This is a genomic window from Klebsiella sp. w6 (assembly GCF_033100215.1).
In the GTDB taxonomy this organism is placed as follows: Bacteria; Pseudomonadota; Gammaproteobacteria; order Enterobacterales; family Enterobacteriaceae; genus Klebsiella; species Klebsiella variicola.
The window spans coordinates 2517347-2534301 of sequence record NZ_CP136907.1 but is presented as its reverse complement, the minus strand read 5'-3'; the positions used below and the strand labels follow the sequence as shown (position 1 = coordinate 2534301).

14 protein-coding genes and 1 pseudogene are annotated in these 16955 nt (G+C 59.3%); 6 read left to right on the top strand and 9 right to left on the bottom strand.

From position 1 onward, the window contains the following. The first annotated feature begins 139 nt into the window (after window positions 1-139). Entirely contained in the window at window positions 140-721 is a 582-nt protein-coding gene (locus R0140_RS12480) for a flavin reductase family protein (protein WP_004151228.1), read from the top strand. 55 nt (window positions 722-776) lie between these two features. Here the strand turns inward: R0140_RS12480 and R0140_RS12475 are convergent, their stop codons facing one another. Continuing rightward, window positions 777-1601 (bottom strand): helix-turn-helix domain-containing protein, encoded by an 825-nt coding sequence (locus tag R0140_RS12475; protein WP_008804719.1) that lies wholly within the window; start codon window positions 1599-1601, stop codon window positions 777-779. A 204-nt stretch (window positions 1602-1805) separates the two neighbouring features. Between R0140_RS12475 and R0140_RS12470 the strand changes: the two genes are divergently transcribed. From R0140_RS12470 to R0140_RS12460, 3 genes are read left to right on the top strand one after another with little or no spacing between them, the layout of a single operon-like run. Further along, window positions 1806-3374, top strand: a complete 1569-nt coding sequence (locus tag R0140_RS12470) for an alpha-L-rhamnosidase-related protein (protein WP_032735754.1) — start codon at window positions 1806-1808, stop codon at window positions 3372-3374. A gap of 23 nt (window positions 3375-3397) precedes the next feature. Continuing rightward, window positions 3398-4780 carry an MFS transporter gene (locus tag R0140_RS12465; protein ID WP_032754507.1) on the top strand — a complete coding sequence of 461 codons (1383 nt, stop codon included), beginning with the start codon at window positions 3398-3400 and terminating at the stop codon, window positions 4778-4780. A gap of 42 nt (window positions 4781-4822) precedes the next feature. After that, on the top strand, window positions 4823-6433 hold the full coding sequence (locus tag R0140_RS12460; RefSeq protein ID WP_046878750.1) for a carbohydrate porin: 1611 nt from the start codon (window positions 4823-4825) through the stop codon (window positions 6431-6433). Window positions 6434-6472: 39 nt separating this feature from the next. Here R0140_RS12460 and pptA read toward each other — a convergent pair whose 3' ends face one another. The 3 genes from pptA to R0140_RS12445 form a co-directional block, all read right to left on the bottom strand. Further along, on the bottom strand, window positions 6473-6700 hold the full coding sequence (pptA, locus tag R0140_RS12455; RefSeq protein ID WP_002906690.1) for a tautomerase PptA: 228 nt from the start codon (window positions 6698-6700) through the stop codon (window positions 6473-6475). Between the two features lie 70 nt (window positions 6701-6770). Continuing rightward, on the bottom strand, window positions 6771-7388 hold the full coding sequence (locus R0140_RS12450; protein ID WP_012968089.1) for a glutathione S-transferase family protein: 618 nt from the start codon (window positions 7386-7388) through the stop codon (window positions 6771-6773). Between the two features lie 83 nt (window positions 7389-7471). Beyond that, window positions 7472-8476 carry a LacI family DNA-binding transcriptional regulator gene (locus tag R0140_RS12445; RefSeq protein WP_016161162.1) on the bottom strand — a complete coding sequence of 335 codons (1005 nt, stop codon included), beginning with the start codon at window positions 8474-8476 and terminating at the stop codon, window positions 7472-7474. A 304-nt stretch (window positions 8477-8780) separates the two neighbouring features. Between R0140_RS12445 and R0140_RS12440 the strand changes: the two genes are divergently transcribed. Then, window positions 8781-9977, top strand: coding sequence for an L-talarate/galactarate dehydratase (locus tag R0140_RS12440; protein WP_012541576.1), 1197 nt, complete (start codon window positions 8781-8783; stop codon window positions 9975-9977). A 204-nt stretch (window positions 9978-10181) separates the two neighbouring features. Then, entirely contained in the window at window positions 10182-11492 is a 1311-nt protein-coding gene (locus R0140_RS12435) for an MFS transporter (protein WP_012968087.1), read from the top strand. 65 nt (window positions 11493-11557) lie between these two features. On the opposite strand, the gene R0140_RS12430 is transcribed toward R0140_RS12435, so the two are convergent. The 5 genes and pseudogenes from R0140_RS12430 to R0140_RS12410 all read right to left on the bottom strand — a co-directional run bounded on the left by R0140_RS12430 (window position 11558) and on the right by R0140_RS12410 (window position 16931). Continuing rightward, window positions 11558-12409, bottom strand: a complete 852-nt coding sequence (locus tag R0140_RS12430; protein WP_162494483.1) for a transporter substrate-binding domain-containing protein — start codon at window positions 12407-12409, stop codon at window positions 11558-11560. 38 nt (window positions 12410-12447) lie between these two features. After that, complete coding sequence (locus R0140_RS12425; protein WP_008804710.1) at window positions 12448-13227, bottom strand: amino acid ABC transporter ATP-binding protein; 780 nt, start codon at window positions 13225-13227, stop codon at window positions 12448-12450. Beyond that, window positions 13211-14137: an amino acid ABC transporter permease gene (locus R0140_RS12420; protein ID WP_008804709.1), complete on the bottom strand. Its 927-nt coding sequence runs from the start codon at window positions 14135-14137 to the stop codon at window positions 13211-13213. Before R0140_RS12420 ends, R0140_RS12425 begins: the two co-directional genes overlap by 17 nt. A 9-nt stretch (window positions 14138-14146) precedes the next feature. Further along, complete coding sequence (locus R0140_RS12415; RefSeq protein WP_008804708.1) at window positions 14147-14656, bottom strand: GNAT family N-acetyltransferase; 510 nt, start codon at window positions 14654-14656, stop codon at window positions 14147-14149. An 11-nt stretch (window positions 14657-14667) separates the two neighbouring features. Next, a pseudogene (locus R0140_RS12410) lies at window positions 14668-16931 on the bottom strand (NtaA/DmoA family FMN-dependent monooxygenase). Window positions 16932-16955 lie beyond the last annotated feature (24 nt).

Sequence of the window (16955 nt, the reverse complement as noted above, 5' to 3'; positions counted from 1 at the left end):
ATCAGGGGAGCCAACATATTGTGATCCTCTTTGGGACTTAGTGCTGGCGACTATAGTCAGACGAGATGACGTATTGATTACATTTTCATTGCGGCTTAACGTGTTACCTGCCAACCGACCCATTATTCAAGGAACGCCTATGAGCCGCTTTCGCCACGTTGAACTGCAGTACGCCAGCCGCCTGCTCAACCACGGCCCGACCATTTTGATCACCAGCTACGATGCCCCGTCTGACCGGCGCAACGTCATGGCCGCCGCCTGGTCAATGCCGGTGGAATTCGCCCCGCCGCGGGTGGCTATCGTGGTGGATAAAAGCACCTGGACGCGGGAGATCATCGAGCGCAACGGCACCTTCGGCATTGTGGTTCCCGGCGTCGCCGCCGCCAGCTGGACCTACGCCGTCGGCAGCGTCAGCGGCCGCGATGAGGACAAATTCAATGCCTGGGGGATCCCGGTAGTGACCGGTCCGGAGCTGGGGTTGCCGCTGATCGAGGAGAAGTGTCTGGCATGGATGGAGTGCAGACTGCTGCCGGCGACGGCGGCCCAGACCCAGTACGACACCCTGTTCGGGGAGGTGGTGTCTGCCGCCGCCGATGAACGCGCGTTCGTCACCGGACGCTGGCAGTTCGACGACGATAAGCTCAATACCCTGCATCATCTTGGCACCGGCAATTTTGTCGCCAGCGGTCGTCATGTGCGGGCAAACTCCCTCGACGAATAAGCGTGACCTGCCGCGGGTGGCAGATTTTTCCCCTGCCCAGCCTGCGGCCCCCCTTTTAACCCGGTGGGCGGCGGCGATCGGCGCTGGGGGTCAGGCCAAACACTTTTTTATACAGAGTGGTAAAGTGGTTGCTGTTGGCGAAGCCGCACAGATAAGCCACTTCGGTAATGGACATCTCCGTTTCACGTAATTTGACCCGCGCGGAGACCAGTCGCAGACGTTTCAGATAATTATCCGGCGTTAAGCCCGTGGCCTCTTTAATATGGCGAAACGCCGTGCGGGTGGTGAGATGAAATTGCTCCGCCAGCTGCTGCCAGTTATGTTCTTCGAAACAGTGCTCCTGCAGCCAGGTGAGTAATTTATGCAGTTTATAGCGGGTGCTGCTATATTCGGCTTCCGACTCGGCTGTAAGAATGGTGGTCACCAGCTGGAAAAAGAGAGACTCCCGTTGCGGGGTATTATCCGCCGCCCTCAGCGCCGGGGAAAATATCTTTTCCACCAGTTCCCGACAATAGCTGCGGGTCTCCGGCGCCAGCCAGCCATAGCAGGCGGCGCGCTGCGCCGATAATTGCTGCAGCAATCCCTCCATCTGCTGTAAATAGCGAAAGGCCACCGCCGGATTAATTAAGACATTAATCAGCTTCAGCGTCCCCAGTTCATCATAATAGTGGACATCGCCAGGCTGGACGTAAAATACATCGCCCTGCTGGATGTACAGCGGGCGGCCATTAATAACGTGTAATCCATGCCCCTCCTCGACGATCACCAGCTCGGCAAACTCGTGGCCATGCTCCTGGCTATTATCTTCCGGGTCGCTGGCGTACATGCCGAGCTTATCCTGGGGATGGGTGAAATAATACTCAACGGTCAGTGTCATCATTACAGCAAATCCTGAACAGCCTGGTGCGCAGGGGCACGATAATCTATTCCGGCCTTCGCCACGCGCCCGATGTGCGGATTTGTGATCGCCAGCGCCCCCACCTCATTATTCCTGCCATTTTCACTGACGGTTTGGCATTGCCAGAGTGGTGGCGCCGCCAGACGACGGCCTATGCTGCGCCTAACCTAATGGAGAGGACGCAGTATGTCACAGGCAATTCAATACAATTCCAGTGTGGCGATGACCCGCCATCCGCATTTATTACAGCGTGCGGCCGCCCTGACGCCCGCGCTACATCGTCAGCGCCAGGCGCCGCAGGCCATCGTCGAAGCCGTCGCCGATCCGGCGGCGCTGAACGGCTGGCGGGGACACACCGTCTGCACGCCTGAGCAGTTTTATCAGCAGCCGCTTCGCGTCGGCGACAGCATCATCATTGATTTTGGCAGCCATTTTGTTGGCTACCTGCAGTTCAGCTGCCGCAGCGTCGGCAGCCCGCCGGATGCCCCGGCCCATCTGCACTTCACCTTCGGCGAAACGCTGAGCGAAGTCTGCGAGCCGTTCAGCGAGTACCAGGGGTGGCTGAGCAGTAGCTGGTTGCAGCAACAAGATCTGTGGCTCGACGTTCTGCCCGCCCGGGTTGACCTGCCGCGTCGCTACTGCCTGCGCTACCTGAAGGTGGAGGTCAAAGCGCTGTCGCGCAAATTTCGTCTGCAGTTCGATGAGATAGCCCTGGAAACCGTTACCTCAGCCGGCAGCCCGCAGCCGGCGGTCATCGCCGATCCGCAGTTGAAAGCCATTGATAGCGTCGCGGTTCGCACCCTGCAAAACTGCATGCAGGAGGTATTTGAGGATGGGCCGAAACGTGACCGTCGGCTGTGGCTCGGCGACCTGCGCCTGCAGGCGTTGGTCAATGACGTGACCTTCGGCCACCACGATCTGGTCCGCCGCTGCCTGTACCTGTTTGCCGGCCATACCCGGGAAGACGGCATGGTCTCCGCCAATGTCTTTGTCCAGCCTGATGTGCGCGCCGATGACACCTTTCTCTTTGATTATTCATTATTTTTTATCGACGTACTTTATAACTACCTGCAAAGCACCGGCGACACGGAAACCGTCGGTGAGCTGTGGCCCACGGCGCGGCGGCAAATCGAGCTGGCGCTGACCCGCTGCGATCCCCACGGCCTGGTGCGCGACAGCGATGACTGGTGGGTATTTATCGACTGGCAGGCGGATCTGAATAAACAGGCGGCGGCGCAGGGGGTGCTCATCCACTGCCTGCAGCGCGCCCTCTGGCTGGCGCAGCGTTTTGAACCGCAGCGGGTAGCCGACTACACCGCTACGCTCGCGCAGCTGAAAGAGGCCGCTCAGCAGCACCTGTGGGACAGCGAGCGGCAGGTGTTTATCAGCGGCGCCGCGCGCCAGGTCTCATGGGCGTCGCAGATCTGGCTGGTACTGGCGGAGGTTGGCACCGCCGGGCAGCGGCAAGCGCTGATGCGCCGCCTGCAGCAACAGCCGCCCGCCATTGCCATGAATACCCCGTACTTGCGCCATCATCACATTGTCGCCCTGCTGCAGTGCGGCCTGCGCGAGGAGGCGGTGGCGGAGATCAAAGCCTACTGGGGAGCGATGGTTGACTACGGCGCCGACACCTTCTGGGAAATTTTCGACCCACAGCATCCTGACTTTTCCCCGTATGGCAGTAAGCTCATTAACAGTTACTGCCATGCGTGGAGCTGTACCCCGGCCTGGTTTATTCGCCAGTACGGACTTTAACAACAACGATAAGCGAGTGATTTATGGCAGAAACAACGTTTACCCTGTGGCGGCAGCGCCTTGGCTATGGCATTGCCGATCTCTCCTGCAACCTTGTGTGGCAGATGATCTCTCTGTATCTGATGTTCTTTTACACCGACGTGATGGGCCTCCCGGCCTATTACGTTGGGCTGATGTTCCTGGTTACCCGGCTGGTGGATGGCGTGGCCGACGTGTTGATGGGGCTGGTGATCGACAATACCGCCACCCGCTGGGGGCGCTGCCGTCCCTGGCTGCTGATTGGTGCCCTGCCTTTTGGTCTGCTGTGTATTCTGGCCTTCTATGTGCCGGATTTCGGCACCACCGGCAAACTGCTGTACGCCTTTATCACCTATCTGTGTCTGTCGTTCCTCTACACCCTGGTGAACATTCCGTTCTGCGCCATGCTGCCGTTTTTAACCAGTGATTCCGCAGAGCGCACCACGCTGTCGGCGGCACGTATTCTGCTGGGATCCCTCGGGGCCACCATCGTCGCCGTGGCCACCCTGCCGCTGGTCGGCATGCTGGGCAAAGGCGACCAGCAGCAGGGGTTCCTCTATACCGCGGTGATTTTTGGCGTACTGGCGGCCTTTTTCCTGCTGGTGAGCTTTCGCAACGTCGAAGAAAAGATCACCCTCACCGGGGAGCGCATGACCCTGAAACGCGCCTGGATTAGCCTGCGCGCCAATCGTCCGTGGTGGATCTTCGCCAGCAATATCTTTCTGATGTGGGGGGCATTCTTCTTTCAGACCGGAGCGCTGGTGTACTTCTTCCACTATTACGTCGGGAATACCGAGCTGACGGCGGTTATCGCCGGGGTCTCCACCTTCGTTCCCCTGCTCGGCACCCTCACCGTCCCGCTGCTGGCCCGACGCATGAAAAAACGTCATGTCTATCTGGTCGCCAGCGCGGTCAATCTGCTCGGGATGGGGATGATGATGCTGTCTGGCACCTACGCCCTGGGGCTGATCGTCGGGGCGGTGATCCTCTCCCTCGGTGCCGGTCAGCGCACGGCTATCTATTTCTCGATGCAGGCCGACCCGGTGGATTACGGCGTGTGGAAAACCGGCATTAATACCGCTGGGATCCTGACCTCGATAAACGGCTTTCTCGGCAAGGTGGCGATGGCCGGCGCCGGGGCTATCACCGGGGCACTGCTCTCCTCCGGCGGCTATATCGCCAACCAGGCGCAAAGCGACAGCGCCCTGTTGGCCATCAAGGCCTGCTATCTGTATATTCCGGCGCTGTTGATCCTCGCCTCGATGCTGTGGATGGGCCGCTTCTACCGCCTCGACGATCACTATGAGCAGATCCGTGCCGACCTCGATGCCGGACGCGGCGCCTCGCCAGCCCCGGCCCCGACCACCGGAGAATCCCCCGCCATGTAAGGCGCCCCGCTGATTTAACCTCTGGATAAATTAAGGACTTTTATGCGTATCTCTGTGATTAGCGCAGCGGTTTGCTGCGCCCTTTTTCCACTCACCAGCGCCGCCGGGTTGAGCGTCGAACAACGGCTGGCGCAACTTGAAGCGCGCCTCAATCTCGCCGAACAGCAGGCCAGCGAAGCCAGCCGCCGCGCGCAGCGGGCAGAACAGCAAACCGCCGCCGCCGAACAGCGCGCGGCGGCGGCGGAGCAGCAGGTGCAGGCGCTCAGCCAACAGACCTCGGCTCGCGAACAAAAACAGCAGGCCACCAATCAGCAACTGAGCGAGCAGCTGGCGAAACGCGCCCCGGACGATGGCTTTACCTTTAACGCCTACGCCCGTTCCGGAATGTTAGTCAACAGCCACGGCAAAGGCGCCCGCGGCGGGCCAGGCATCTCCCCGGCCAGTTCGCTCAACGGCGATGCCCACGTTGGTCGTCTCGGCAACGAAAAAGATAATTACGCTGAGCTGAGCTTTGGCAAGAAGCTCACCTTCAACGATGGCTCATGGGCGCGCTTTAAGACCATGCTCGCCGATGGGGCCACCAACCCGGATCCGTGGGTTCAGGACAACGACAGCCACCATCTGAACATTCGTCAGCTGTACGTCGAGATGGGCGACTTCGCCGAGTTCACCGGGCCGTTAAAACGCGCCTCGATCTGGGCTGGCAAACGCTTCGATCGGGATAACTTCGATATCCACTTTACCGATAGCGACATCATGTTCCTCGGTGGCACCGGCGGCGGGATCAACGATGTCGACTGGGGAAGCGGCCTGCGCGGCGATTATTCGGTATATGCGCGTAACTTCGGCGACCTTGGCAGCGATAATTACGCGGATAATGACATCCAGAATCTGCTGTTCACCGCCAACCATTTTTACGGCAACTGGCAGCTGATGACCACGGTGATGACCGCCCAGGGCAACGATGACCTGAAAGATAATACCTCGACCACCGGGAGCTATGCCCTGCGCAGCGATAACACCGCCAAAAACGGCTACTACGCGATGCTGGCCCTGCACGACAAACAGCAGTTCTACGGCCTGGCGCCAGGGGTGTCGGAAAGCGCCCTGCAGTACGGCGTCGGGCTGGGCGCCGAAGCGCGTCAGCCGGGGAGCGATGGCGACTTGACCGAGAACGCGGCCTCCCTGCGCTTTGCGTCGTACGGGATCCTGCCGCTGGGGAAAAACTGGCAGCTGGCGCCGTCGGTGATAGCCCAGCACAGCGAAGACCGCTATCGCGACGGCGACCGCTACGACTGGGCGACATTTAACCTGCGGGTATCGCAAGGGATCTCCGCTCACTTCGCCCTGCTGTATGAGGCCTCGTGGCAGTATATGGATCTCAATCCGAACGGGCGCAGCTATCGCTATAATGACAACGTTTATCAGTATCAGGCGGTGCGCGGTGATTTCTACAAGCTGACCTTCGCCCCCACTTTTAAAGTGGGCGATGTGTTTGATATCAAAGCGCGGCCGGAGATACGTTTCTTTGTCACGTGGATGAACTGGGATAAAGACCTGGATCGTTATGCGATCAACGATGATTTCGGCAGCAAAGGCTTTACCGCTGGCGGGACATGGAACTTCGGCGTGCAGACGGAGATTTGGTTCTGACCGGTCGTCACTGGCGGACATCATGCCCGCCAGTGGCAACTACATGCTATAACCCGGCTTCTTAATCAACTGCGCCATCTGCGGGGCGATCTCACTGTCCCACACCGCCTGCCACGCGTCCGGCTCAACCTGAGTCAGCGCGACGCTGACGGCGCTCTCTTTGCTGTTCAGATGGCGGATCAGCACCTCAGTGATGTCGGCGGCCAACGCGGTTTTTTGTTCGTCAGTCAGTTCACGGGGAAAACATTTAATATCTACATGCGGCATAGCAAAGACTCCTTGTGGTCAGAGCCATAACGCTACCACAGAATGGCCGTTCTGGTTGGCATCGCGTGCGTTAAATCAGCTTGTTACGGCGCAGCGCCGCGGCCAGCTCCGGTCGCTGACAGACCGCCCGGGCGATGGCGGCGAATTTTGGCGCGTGGTCGTCAAACCACGCCTGTCGCGGCCCCCAGCTGTACATCGCCGCGATATAGCAATCCAGCAACGTTACCGACGAGCCCAGCGCCCACGGCCCGGCGGCCAGCTGCTGTTCGAACCAGAGATAGAGATTTTTCCGGTACTGGCGACAATTCTCCACCAGCTGCTCCGCGGCGGCGGGCGCCCAGCGTTCCGGGTAATCGGCATAAGTAAAGGTAGGATAGACGTTGGCCACCAGCCAGACCAGCAGACGCTGGAACTGTTGACGCTGCGGCGTCCCCGGCGCGGGGGCCAGATCGGGACGCTGATCGAGGATCATCAGCGCGATGGCGGCGGTTTCGGTCATGATGCTCCCATCGGCCAGCTGCAGGGTGGGCACCTGGCACAGCGGGTTAATCTGCCGCAGACGCTCGCGCGCCGGACCGGGCTGGTCAAAGCCCTCCACGTCAACCACCTCGTAGGGAATATCGGCCAGGGAGAGCATCAGCTCGCTAATCGTCGAGCCCCATCCCGGCACGCCATAAACGGTAATCATGGTCTGCCTCCAGGGTAAAGCCTAAGTGTAGGCAGAAATTTGCCGCTCACCCACCCGGCACACCATGCCCTGAAAAGGCAGGCCTACGCCGATTCTCGTGCCACCAGCTGAAAGCCGATATCTATAATCACCCCGCTGTCTTCTCCCCCTTCGATGCGGTCAGCCAGCAGCGTAGCGGCCCGTTCACCGATGGCATGACGGTCGACGCTGACGGTAGTGATAGCCGGACGATTGCTGGCGGCGAAATCCAGATCGCCAAAACCGATCACCGCCAGATCCTGCGGTACGCGTAGCCCCCGGCTTTCGGCTTCCATAATCGCCCCCTGGGCGAGGGTGTCTGAGCTGCAGATGATCACATCAAACTCGCTGGCGGCGAGCAGCTCCGCCAGACCGCGCCGCCCCAGCGCCAGCGACGCAGGGAGCGGCACTTCAACCTGAGGCGCATCGTCCAGCCCTTTTTTAGCCAGTCGGGCACAGAGCCCCTGCTTACGCAACATCGCGCGCGCATCGCCCGCCCACAGCAGGCCTGGTCGCTGGTAGCCTTTCTCCAGTACATACTCGCCAATGGTTTCGCCAACTTTTTCATGGGAAAAACCGACCAGCATATCCAGCGGCGTCGGGGTGAGATCCCAGATTTCCACCACCGGCGTAGCGGCGTTAAGAATCGTTTTCTTTAACAGCGGCGCATGCTGGATGCCGGTTAACACCACGCCATCAGGGCGCCGCGAAAGCAAGGTAGAGACCAGCTCGGCCTCGGTCTGCCGGTCATAGCCCGCCACGCACAGCAGCATATGGTAGCCGCGCGCCGCCAGGGTATCGCTCAGCGCCTGGATGGTATCGACAAACATATTGTTATTGATTTGCGGTACCACGACCGCCACCAGCTTGCTGCGCCTGGAGGCGAGGCCGCCGGCCAGCGCATTGGGGATATAGCCCGTCGCCTGCACAGCCTGCATCACTTTCTCTACCGTTTTTGGCCTGACCAGCTGGGGCGTATTCAGCGCCCGACTGACCGTCATCGGCGACAACCCGGCGCTGCGAGCCACATCCTCCAGCGTCGGCGCCCGCGTCGGTTTTTTGCTTTTCACGGCTAAGCCCCTGTGTTAAGTCGTTTCCTGTGGGCATTATTGATGATGCCCCACGCAATTGCCAGCGCCCGCCGCGTCTCCCCTAACAGAATCAACGACCTGCAATATAAAATGTTATCGCTATCATTATGACTTGTCACTTTTCACAAACTGTTTTGGATTGTGACCTGCACAGCAAAGTTTTCGCCTTTATAACGGCCAATTGTGATCGTTTGTACAAATTAAAACCACTAGCGTAGCGTCAAAAGCATTTCACCATTACAAATGATAGCGCAATCATTTTTTTATCAAAAAGGACACTACTATGACCTCAAGCGCCAATTCCGAGTCCGTAACCTACGCCAAAGCTTTCGGCGTCAAAACCGCCGCTGAAACCGGTGACCGCATTGACCACGTTAAACTGTCGCTGGCTTTTCTGCCGCTGGCCACCCCCGTCAGCGATGCCAAAGTGCTGACCGGTCGCCAAAAACCGCTGACCGAAGTGGCGATTATCATCGCGGAAATTCACTCCCGGGATGGATTCACCGGCGTCGGCTTTAGCTACTCGAAACGTGCGGGCGGCCAGGGCATTTACGCTCACGCCAAAGAGATAGCCGATAATCTGCTTGGCGAAGATCCGAACGACATCGACAAGATCTACACCAAACTGCTGTGGGCCGGGGCTTCCGTCGGCCGTAGCGGCATGGCGGTACAAGCTATCTCCCCTATCGATATTGCCCTGTGGGATATGAAAGCCAAACGCGCCGGTCTACCGCTGGCCAAACTGCTGGGTTCACATCGTGATTCCGTGCAGTGCTACAACACTTCCGGCGGCTTCCTGCATACCCCCCTGGATCAGGTGTTGAAAAACGTGGCTATCTCCCGTGAAAACGGCATCGGCGGGATTAAACTAAAAGTCGGTCAGCCTAATACTGCCGAGGATATCCGTCGTCTGACGGCGGTGCGCGAAGTGCTGGGTGATGACTTCCCGCTGATGGTCGATGCCAACCAGCAGTGGGATCGCGAAACCGCCATTCGCATGGGGCGCAAAATGGAGCCGTTCAATCTGATCTGGATTGAGGAGCCGCTGGATGCCTATGACGTCGAAGGCCACGCGCAGCTGGCCGCCGCGCTGGATACGCCGATTGCCACCGGCGAGATGCTGACCAGCTTCCGCGAACATGAGCAGTTGATCCTCGGCAACGCCAGCGACTTCGTGCAACCGGATGCCCCGCGCGTCGGTGGGATCTCCCCGTTCCTGAAAATAATGGATCTGGCCGCGAAGCACGGTCGCAAGCTGGCTCCGCACTTTGCCATGGAGGTGCACCTGCATCTCGCCGCCGCCTACCCGCTGGAGCCATGGCTGGAGCACTTCGAGTGGCTGAACCCGCTGTTTAACGAGCAGCTAGAACTGCGCGATGGCCGGATGTGGGTTTCCGAACGCCATGGTCTGGGCTTCACCCTCAGCGAGCAGGCCCGCCGCTGGACCCAGCAAAGCTGCGAGTTTGGAACTCGCCCGTAATGACTTTTCCCGGATGACGGCGTCCACGCCTTATCCGGGCTACCGGTCCGCAGACCACTGAGAACCCGTAGCCCCGGTAAGCGCAGCGCCACCGGGGATAAACCTCTGACCCGCTGTACTCGCAATACACGAAATCCGTCAGCAAGCATCAAAGCGGCATGAAAGATGACGTGTCTTCACAACCCTGCAAAGGAGTTGAATAACATGCAACAGCAAATAAAACGCAGCAACGTGCGTTACGGTATATTGGTTTTTTTATTTCTCGCGACCGTATTTAATTATGCTGACCGGGCCACCCTGTCCGTTGTCGCGCCGATGATGAGTAAAGAGTTAGGTTTTGACCCTGAAGCAATGGGCCTGGCCTTTTCGGTGTTTGGTATTTCCTACGTCATTATGCAAATCCCCGGCGGCTGGCTGCTGGATAAATATGGTTCGCGGTTGGTCTACGGCTGCGCGCTGATTGGCTGGTCGGTCGTCACTATGTTTCAGGGCACTGTTTATCTGTTTGCCAGTCCGCTGGTGGTGCTGGTGCTCCTGCGTCTGATGATGGGGGCCATTGAAGCACCCGCTTTTCCGGCCAACAGTCGCCTGAGCGTCCAGTGGTTCCCCAATAAAGAGCGTGGATTTGTCACCTCGGTCTATCAGGCCGCGCAGTATATTTCGCTGGGCATTATTACGCCGCTGATGACCATCATTCTGCATAATTTAAGCTGGCACTATGTCTTTTATTATATTGGCGCTATCGGGGTGGTGCTGGGAATATTCTGGCTGGTAAAAGTTAAGGATCCTTCACATCATCCTAAAATTAACCCGCAGGAGCTCGATTATATTCGTGAAGGCGGCGGCGTACCGGAATTAGGTAGCCAAAAAACGCCGCAAAAATTAACTCTCGCGCAGATTAAAAGCGTCTGCGTCAATCGCATGATGATCGGGGTTTATATCGGCCAGTTCTGCGTCACATCGATTACCTGGTTCTTCCTCACCTGGTTTCCGACTTACCTCTACCAGGCCAAAGGCATGTCAATCCTCAAGGTCGGGTTTGTCGCCAGTATCCCGGCCATAGCTGGATTTATCGGCGGCCTGCTGGGCGGCGTATTTTCGGACTGGCTGCTGAAACGCGGTTACAGTCTGACCACCGCCCGTAAGCTCCCGGTGATCTGCGGCATGCTGCTCTCCTGCGTCATTGTCGTCGCCAACTACACCTCTTCGGAAGTGGTGGTGATCGCCGCCATGAGTCTGGCGTTCTTTGCCAAAGGTTTCGGGAACCTCGGCTGGTGCGTGCTGAGCGACACCTCGCCGAAAGAGATGCTCGGTATTGCCGGTGGCGTGTTCAATATGTGCGGCAACCTGGCGAGCATCATTACCCCGCTGGTCATCGGGGTGATCCTCGCCAACACCCACTCGTTTGATTACGCCATCCTCTACGTCGGTTCCATGGGCGTGCTTGGCCTGTTCTCCTATCTGTTTATCGTTGGGCCGCTGGATCGCTTGACGCTCACTCCGCGCACCGTTTGATTGAAGACCCTGGCGAGCATTCGCCTCCGCTGTTTCGCGTCGTACTCCGGCGAAACAGCGGTTTTTTAGTAGGTTATCCCCGGCGGGTTGACCACCGACTGCGCCACCGCCTCGCCCTGCTCTCCCCAGCGCGCCAGCACCTGCTGATATTCACCGCGGGCAATCGCCCCGTCGAGGGCTGCCTGCAGGGCAAAGACCAGGCCGTTGCCTTTTTTGGTGGTTGTCGCCACCCACGCTTTTTTCGGCCCCAGGCCCACCACCCGGGTCTGGCCGTTAAGGGCGGCCTTATAGGCTGCCACCGACTGCGGGCCGAAAAAGATATCCGCTCGCCCGGACTGGATATAGAGGTTGCCGGAGGCATCATCGGTCAGGTAGACCGGCTGGGCCTGCGGCCGTCCGGCGGCACGGTTGTCCTCATTCCAGCCCAGCAGGATCCGCTCCTGATTGGTGCCGGACCCGACGATCACTTTGCGCCCGGCGAGGTCGGCGGGTCCGTTTACCGCGGCGATGTCGCTGGTGGATTTCACCGAGAAGGCCAGGGAGTCCACCCGGTAAGTCGCAAAATCGAACTTCTCTTTGCGCTTCTCGGTTACCGCGATATTGATCAGCGCCACATCGTAGCGGCCGGAGGCGATGCCCAGCGGCCAGTCCTCCCACGCGGTGGGCACCAGCCTGAGTTTCAGGCCAAGGCTTCCGGCCAGCAGGCGGGCCATATCCGGGTCGCTGCCGATCCGCGTGCGGTTGTCGCTGGCCAGCAGCGCCAGCGGCGGCGAATTGAGCGCCGAGATCGCCACCGTCAGCGTCCCCGGCTCGACGAAGCGATAGCCCGGCGGAATTTTCGCTATCGCCTGCGGGTCGCGGGTGACCGGCAATGGCTGCTCATTGGCACGCAGATCCAGCGCCGCGTGAGCGCTCATGGCAAAAGCGCTGAGAACAAGGGTCATTAGCGCTCTGTTCATGACGGCAGTACCCTGGATAAAAACTGTCGGGTACGCGGATGCTGCGGATGGTTGAGCACCTCGTCGCTGCTGCCCTGCTCGACGATCCTGCCGTCGACCATAAACACCACCTGGTCGGCCACCTCGCGGGCAAAGCCTACCTCGTGGGTCACCACCACCAGGGTGGTACCGGAGCGCGCCAGCTTCTTGATGACATCCAGTACCTCGCCCACCAGCTCGGGATCCAGCGCCGAGGTGGGCTCATCAAACAGGATCACCCGCGGGTCCAGCGCCAGCGCCCGGGCAATCGCGATACGCTGCTGCTGGCCGCCGGAGAGATGCCGCGACCAGGCGTCGGCTTTATTGCGCAGGCCGACGACGTCCAGCAGCTCATAGGCGCGGGCAATGGCCTCTTTGCGCGTGACCTGCTTGTGGGCGATCGGCGCTTCTATCAGGTTCTCCAGCACCGTCAGGTGCGGAAACAGGTTAAAGTTCTGGAACACGTAGCCGACGTTGATCCGCTGGCGGAGGATCTCCTTCTCTTTCATCTCATACAGCTTGTCGCCTTTGCGGCGATAACCGATATAGTCGCCGTCAATCTGAATAAATCCCTCATCGACACGTTCGAGGTGATTGATGGTGCGCAGCAGCGTCGACTTGCCCGAGCCGGAAGGGCCGAGGATCACCGTCACCGTGCCCGGGGGGATCTCCAGCGACACATCGTCCAGCGCCTTGTGGCGGCCATAGTATTTGCTGACCCCGGTGATAGAGATATGGCCATTATGAGAGCTGGGCATGAACGGCCTCCTGCGGCTGTGGTTGACGTGCGGGTTGATTCAGACGGCTGCTGCGGGCGCTGTTTACCGCCGAGCGGCGCTCGCTGCGCGCCAGGGCGCGTTCCACCAGATACTGAATGGCGGAGAGAACGCTGGTGATCGCCAGATACCAGGCGGCGCCGACCATCAACAGCGGGATCACCTCCTGGGTACGGTTGTAGATCATCTGGATGGTGTAGAACAGTTCCGGCATCGCCAGGACGTACACCATCGCCGTTCCCTTGGCCAGACTGATGATCTCATTGAAGCCGGAGGGCAGGATGGTGCGCAGCGCCTGCGGCAGAATAATGCGCAGCGTACGTCGCCAGGCGGGAAGCCCCAGTGCAGCGGCGGCTTCATACTGCCCATGGTCGACCCCTAAAAAGCCGCCGCGAATAATCTCCGCGGTATAGGCGCTCTGCACCAGCGTCAGGCCCACCACCGCCGTGGAGAATTGCCCCAGCACGTTAATGGTCTGATAGCTGGCCCAGGTGACGCCGGTAAAGGGGATCCCCAGCGACAGGGTGTCGTAGAGATAGGAAAAGTTGTACAGAATAATCAGCACCACAATCAGCGGCAGCGAGCGAAACAGCCAGATATAACCCCAGGCGAGGCTGCTGAGCAGCCACGATGAGGATAAGCGGGCCAGCGCCAGCAGGCCGCCGAAGATCACGCTCAGCACCGTGCCGAGCAGGGTCAGGAGCAGGGTTTGTCCCAGCCCCTCGAGGATCACCGGGTCGAAGAACCAGCGGGCGAAGACGCCCCACTCCCAGCGCGGGTTAAAGGCCACCGACTGGATCACCACCGCCAGCACCAGCAGGGCGACCAGGGCCCCGACCACCCGCAGCGGATAGCGCGCCGGCACCACTTTTATTGTTTCAGATGAATGCATCATGCCTCCTCAAGCGCTGTGACTGAAGGCGCTCACCGCCAGCGCTTTAGTGAACCGCAGCCGGCCATCGTACGGCGGCTGACTGTACTCTTCCGGGTCTCGCGTGAGGTCAAACTGCGCCTCATACCCCTGGCTGAGATAGAGCTTTACCGCCTCCGGCTGACGGAAGCCGGTGGTCAGGTAGATATGGCTGTACCCGGCCAGCACCGCCCGCCGTTCCAGCTCCTGGACCACCTTCGCCGCCAGCCCCTGCTGGCGCAGACGGCGGTGCGTCCAGATACGTTTGATCTCCGCGGTGTGGCGATCTTTCGGTTTATAAGCGCCGGTGGCGATAATTTCTCCCTCACGCTCAAGGACGATAAACAGCCCCTGCGGCGGCAAATACCACTCAGTCAACTCCACTTCCGCATCGCGGGAAAAATAGTCGCCGTAGCGGGCGGCATATTCGGCAAACAGCCCGCTAATAATCGGCTGCAGCTCCGGTGCGTCCGGAGAAATATCGCGGAATGCTTCGCTCATCGCGCCTCCTGTCAGTCGCCCAGTCCGGGTGGGTTGATTTCTGATTGCGGAATACTCTCCACCCCTTCGCCCCAGCGGTTAAGCACTTTGGCGTAATCGCCGCTGGCGATAGCGCCGTTCAGCGCCGCCTGGACGGCATTCACCAGCCCGCTGTCTTTTTTCAGCGTCACCGCGATATGCGCCGCTTTCGGCCAGCCGCCATCGACGCTGCCCACCAGTTTGGTTTTGCCGGTCAGCGCCGCCTTCCATGCGCCAATCACGTTGGGGCCGAAAAAGGCGTCGGCGCGCCCGGTCTGCAGGGCCAGCGTCTGGGCGGCGTCATCCTTGGTGTAGACCGGGGTAAACGGCTTCAGCCCCTTCTTGACGTTCTCCGCGTTCCACGCCAGCAGGATCGCCTCCTGGTTAGTACCGGAGCCGACGATAATCTTCAGCCCGGCGATGTCCTCCGCCTTGTCAATTTTGTTCAGCGGACTGGTGCTTTTGACGTAGAAGCCCAGCGAGTCTTTACGGTAGGTGGCGAAATCGAACTTCTCTTTGCGCTCTTTGGTGACGGTAATATTGCTGATCGCGGCATCATATTTGCCGGAGGTAACCCCCAGCGGCCAGTCTTCCCATGAAGTAGGAACCACGTTCACTTCCAGTCCAAGGCTCTCCGCCACCAGCCGGGCGATATCCGTCTCGCTGCCGAGCAGGGTTTTGTTGTCATCGGCGAAGACCGTCAGCGGCGGTGAGTTCAGGGCTGCCACCGCGACGGTGAATTTCCCCGGCACCGCCAGATGCAGATCTTTCGGCAACAGCGCAATGGCCTGTGGATTTTTCGCTGTGTGAATCGGCGTTTTGTTGGCCTCCAGGCTCACCCCGGTGCCATTGATCTTGACGTCCTGGGCCCACGACGAGGCGCTAAATGCCAACGCGACGGCCAGCAAGAGTGTTGTTTTCTGCATAGCGTGATTCTCTTTTATTATTTTTGGAATTGATTAGCAGGTAGCGCCAGACCCAGACTTTCCCGCAGGGTGGTGCCCGGATAGTCGCGACGGAACAGGCCGCGCGCCTGTAACAGCGGAACCACCTCATCCACAAAGCGCGGGAAGGTTTCCGGCGTGCCGCCCTGAATAATGAAACCGTCCGCCGCGTGCTGTTCGAACCACAATTGCAGGCCATCGGCGACATCGCTGGCGGTGCCGGTAAAACGCGGACGCGGACTCGCTGCCTCCAGGGCCACCTGGCGCAGGGTTAATCCCCGCTCGCGGGCGTGACGTTTAATCTCGTCGGTGGTGCTGCGGAAGCTGTTTTGTCCGAGGTCGCCAATATCCGGGAACGGTTCATCAAGCGGATACTGCGAAAAATCATGATGTTCGAAATACCGCCCCAGATAATTCAGCGCATCCTCGATGGAAACCAGCGCCGCGGTAGTCTGGTACTGACGTTCCGCATCCTCGGCGTCATCCCCGACGATGACGCTGACGCCCTGGAAGATATGCAGTTGGTCCGGGGTGCGCTGATATGCGCTGAGTTGGCTTTTGACATCCTGATAAAATGCCTGCGCCTCGGCCAGCGATTCCTGATGGGTAAAAATGGCATCGGCGTGGCGTGCGGCTAATTTCTTGCCGTCGTCCGACGCGCCGGCCTGGAAAATAATCGGCCGTCCCTGTGGCGTGCGGGCAATATTTAGCGGCCCGGCCACTTTAAAGAAATCGCCATGGTGATCGAGCGTATGCAGTTTATTTTTATCAAAGAACTGGCCAGTCTCCTTATTGCGCACAAAGGCGTCTTCTTCCCATGAATCCCATAAGCCTTTCACCACCTGCAGATATTCATCGGCAATGCGATAGCGCAGCGCATGATCCGGATGCTGGGCCCGGGAGAAGTTTTTCGCCGACCCTTCCAGCGGCGAAGTGACGACATTCCACCCCGCCCGTCCCTGGCTTAAATGGTCGAGGCTGGCGAACTGGCGGGCGGTAGTAAACGGCTCGCTGTACGAAGTGGATAAGGTCCCCACCAGTCCCAGACGCCGGGTGACCGCGGCCAGCGCGGAAAGTACCGTTAAAGGTTCGAAGCGATTTAAAAAATGGGGAATCGATTTTTCATTGATATATAACCCGTCGGCGACAAAAATAAAATCCAGCTTCCCCTCTTCCGCTTTTAACGCCGTCTGCGTGACAAAGTTAAAATTAATACTGGCGTCCGCCTGCGCCGCCGGATGACGCCAGGCGGACATATTTCCCGATGCGCCATGTAATATCGTTCCCAGACGCAATTGTCGATTTTCAGACATAGTTACCCCTTCCCCTGTCATCCA

Coding starts and splice junctions, on each gene's coding strand:
- R0140_RS12435 (WP_012968087.1), top strand. CDS start 10,182: ATGCAACAGCAAATAAAACGCAGCAACGTGCGTTACGGTATATTGGTT.
- pptA (WP_002906690.1), bottom strand. CDS start 6,700: ATGCCGCATGTAGATATTAAATGTTTTCCCCGTGAACTGACTGACGAA.
- R0140_RS12470 (WP_032735754.1), top strand. CDS start 1,806: ATGTCACAGGCAATTCAATACAATTCCAGTGTGGCGATGACCCGCCAT.
- R0140_RS12440 (WP_012541576.1), top strand. CDS start 8,781: ATGACCTCAAGCGCCAATTCCGAGTCCGTAACCTACGCCAAAGCTTTC.
- R0140_RS12430 (WP_162494483.1), bottom strand. CDS start 12,409: ATGAGCGCTCACGCGGCGCTGGATCTGCGTGCCAATGAGCAGCCATTG.
- R0140_RS12420 (WP_008804709.1), bottom strand. CDS start 14,137: ATGCATTCATCTGAAACAATAAAAGTGGTGCCGGCGCGCTATCCGCTG.
- R0140_RS12480 (WP_004151228.1), top strand. CDS start 140: ATGAGCCGCTTTCGCCACGTTGAACTGCAGTACGCCAGCCGCCTGCTC.
- R0140_RS12475 (WP_008804719.1), bottom strand. CDS start 1,601: ATGATGACACTGACCGTTGAGTATTATTTCACCCATCCCCAGGATAAG.
- R0140_RS12460 (WP_046878750.1), top strand. CDS start 4,823: ATGCGTATCTCTGTGATTAGCGCAGCGGTTTGCTGCGCCCTTTTTCCA.
- R0140_RS12465 (WP_032754507.1), top strand. CDS start 3,398: ATGGCAGAAACAACGTTTACCCTGTGGCGGCAGCGCCTTGGCTATGGC.
- R0140_RS12415 (WP_008804708.1), bottom strand. CDS start 14,656: ATGAGCGAAGCATTCCGCGATATTTCTCCGGACGCACCGGAGCTGCAG.
- R0140_RS12450 (WP_012968089.1), bottom strand. CDS start 7,388: ATGATTACCGTTTATGGCGTGCCGGGATGGGGCTCGACGATTAGCGAG.
- R0140_RS12425 (WP_008804710.1), bottom strand. CDS start 13,227: ATGCCCAGCTCTCATAATGGCCATATCTCTATCACCGGGGTCAGCAAA.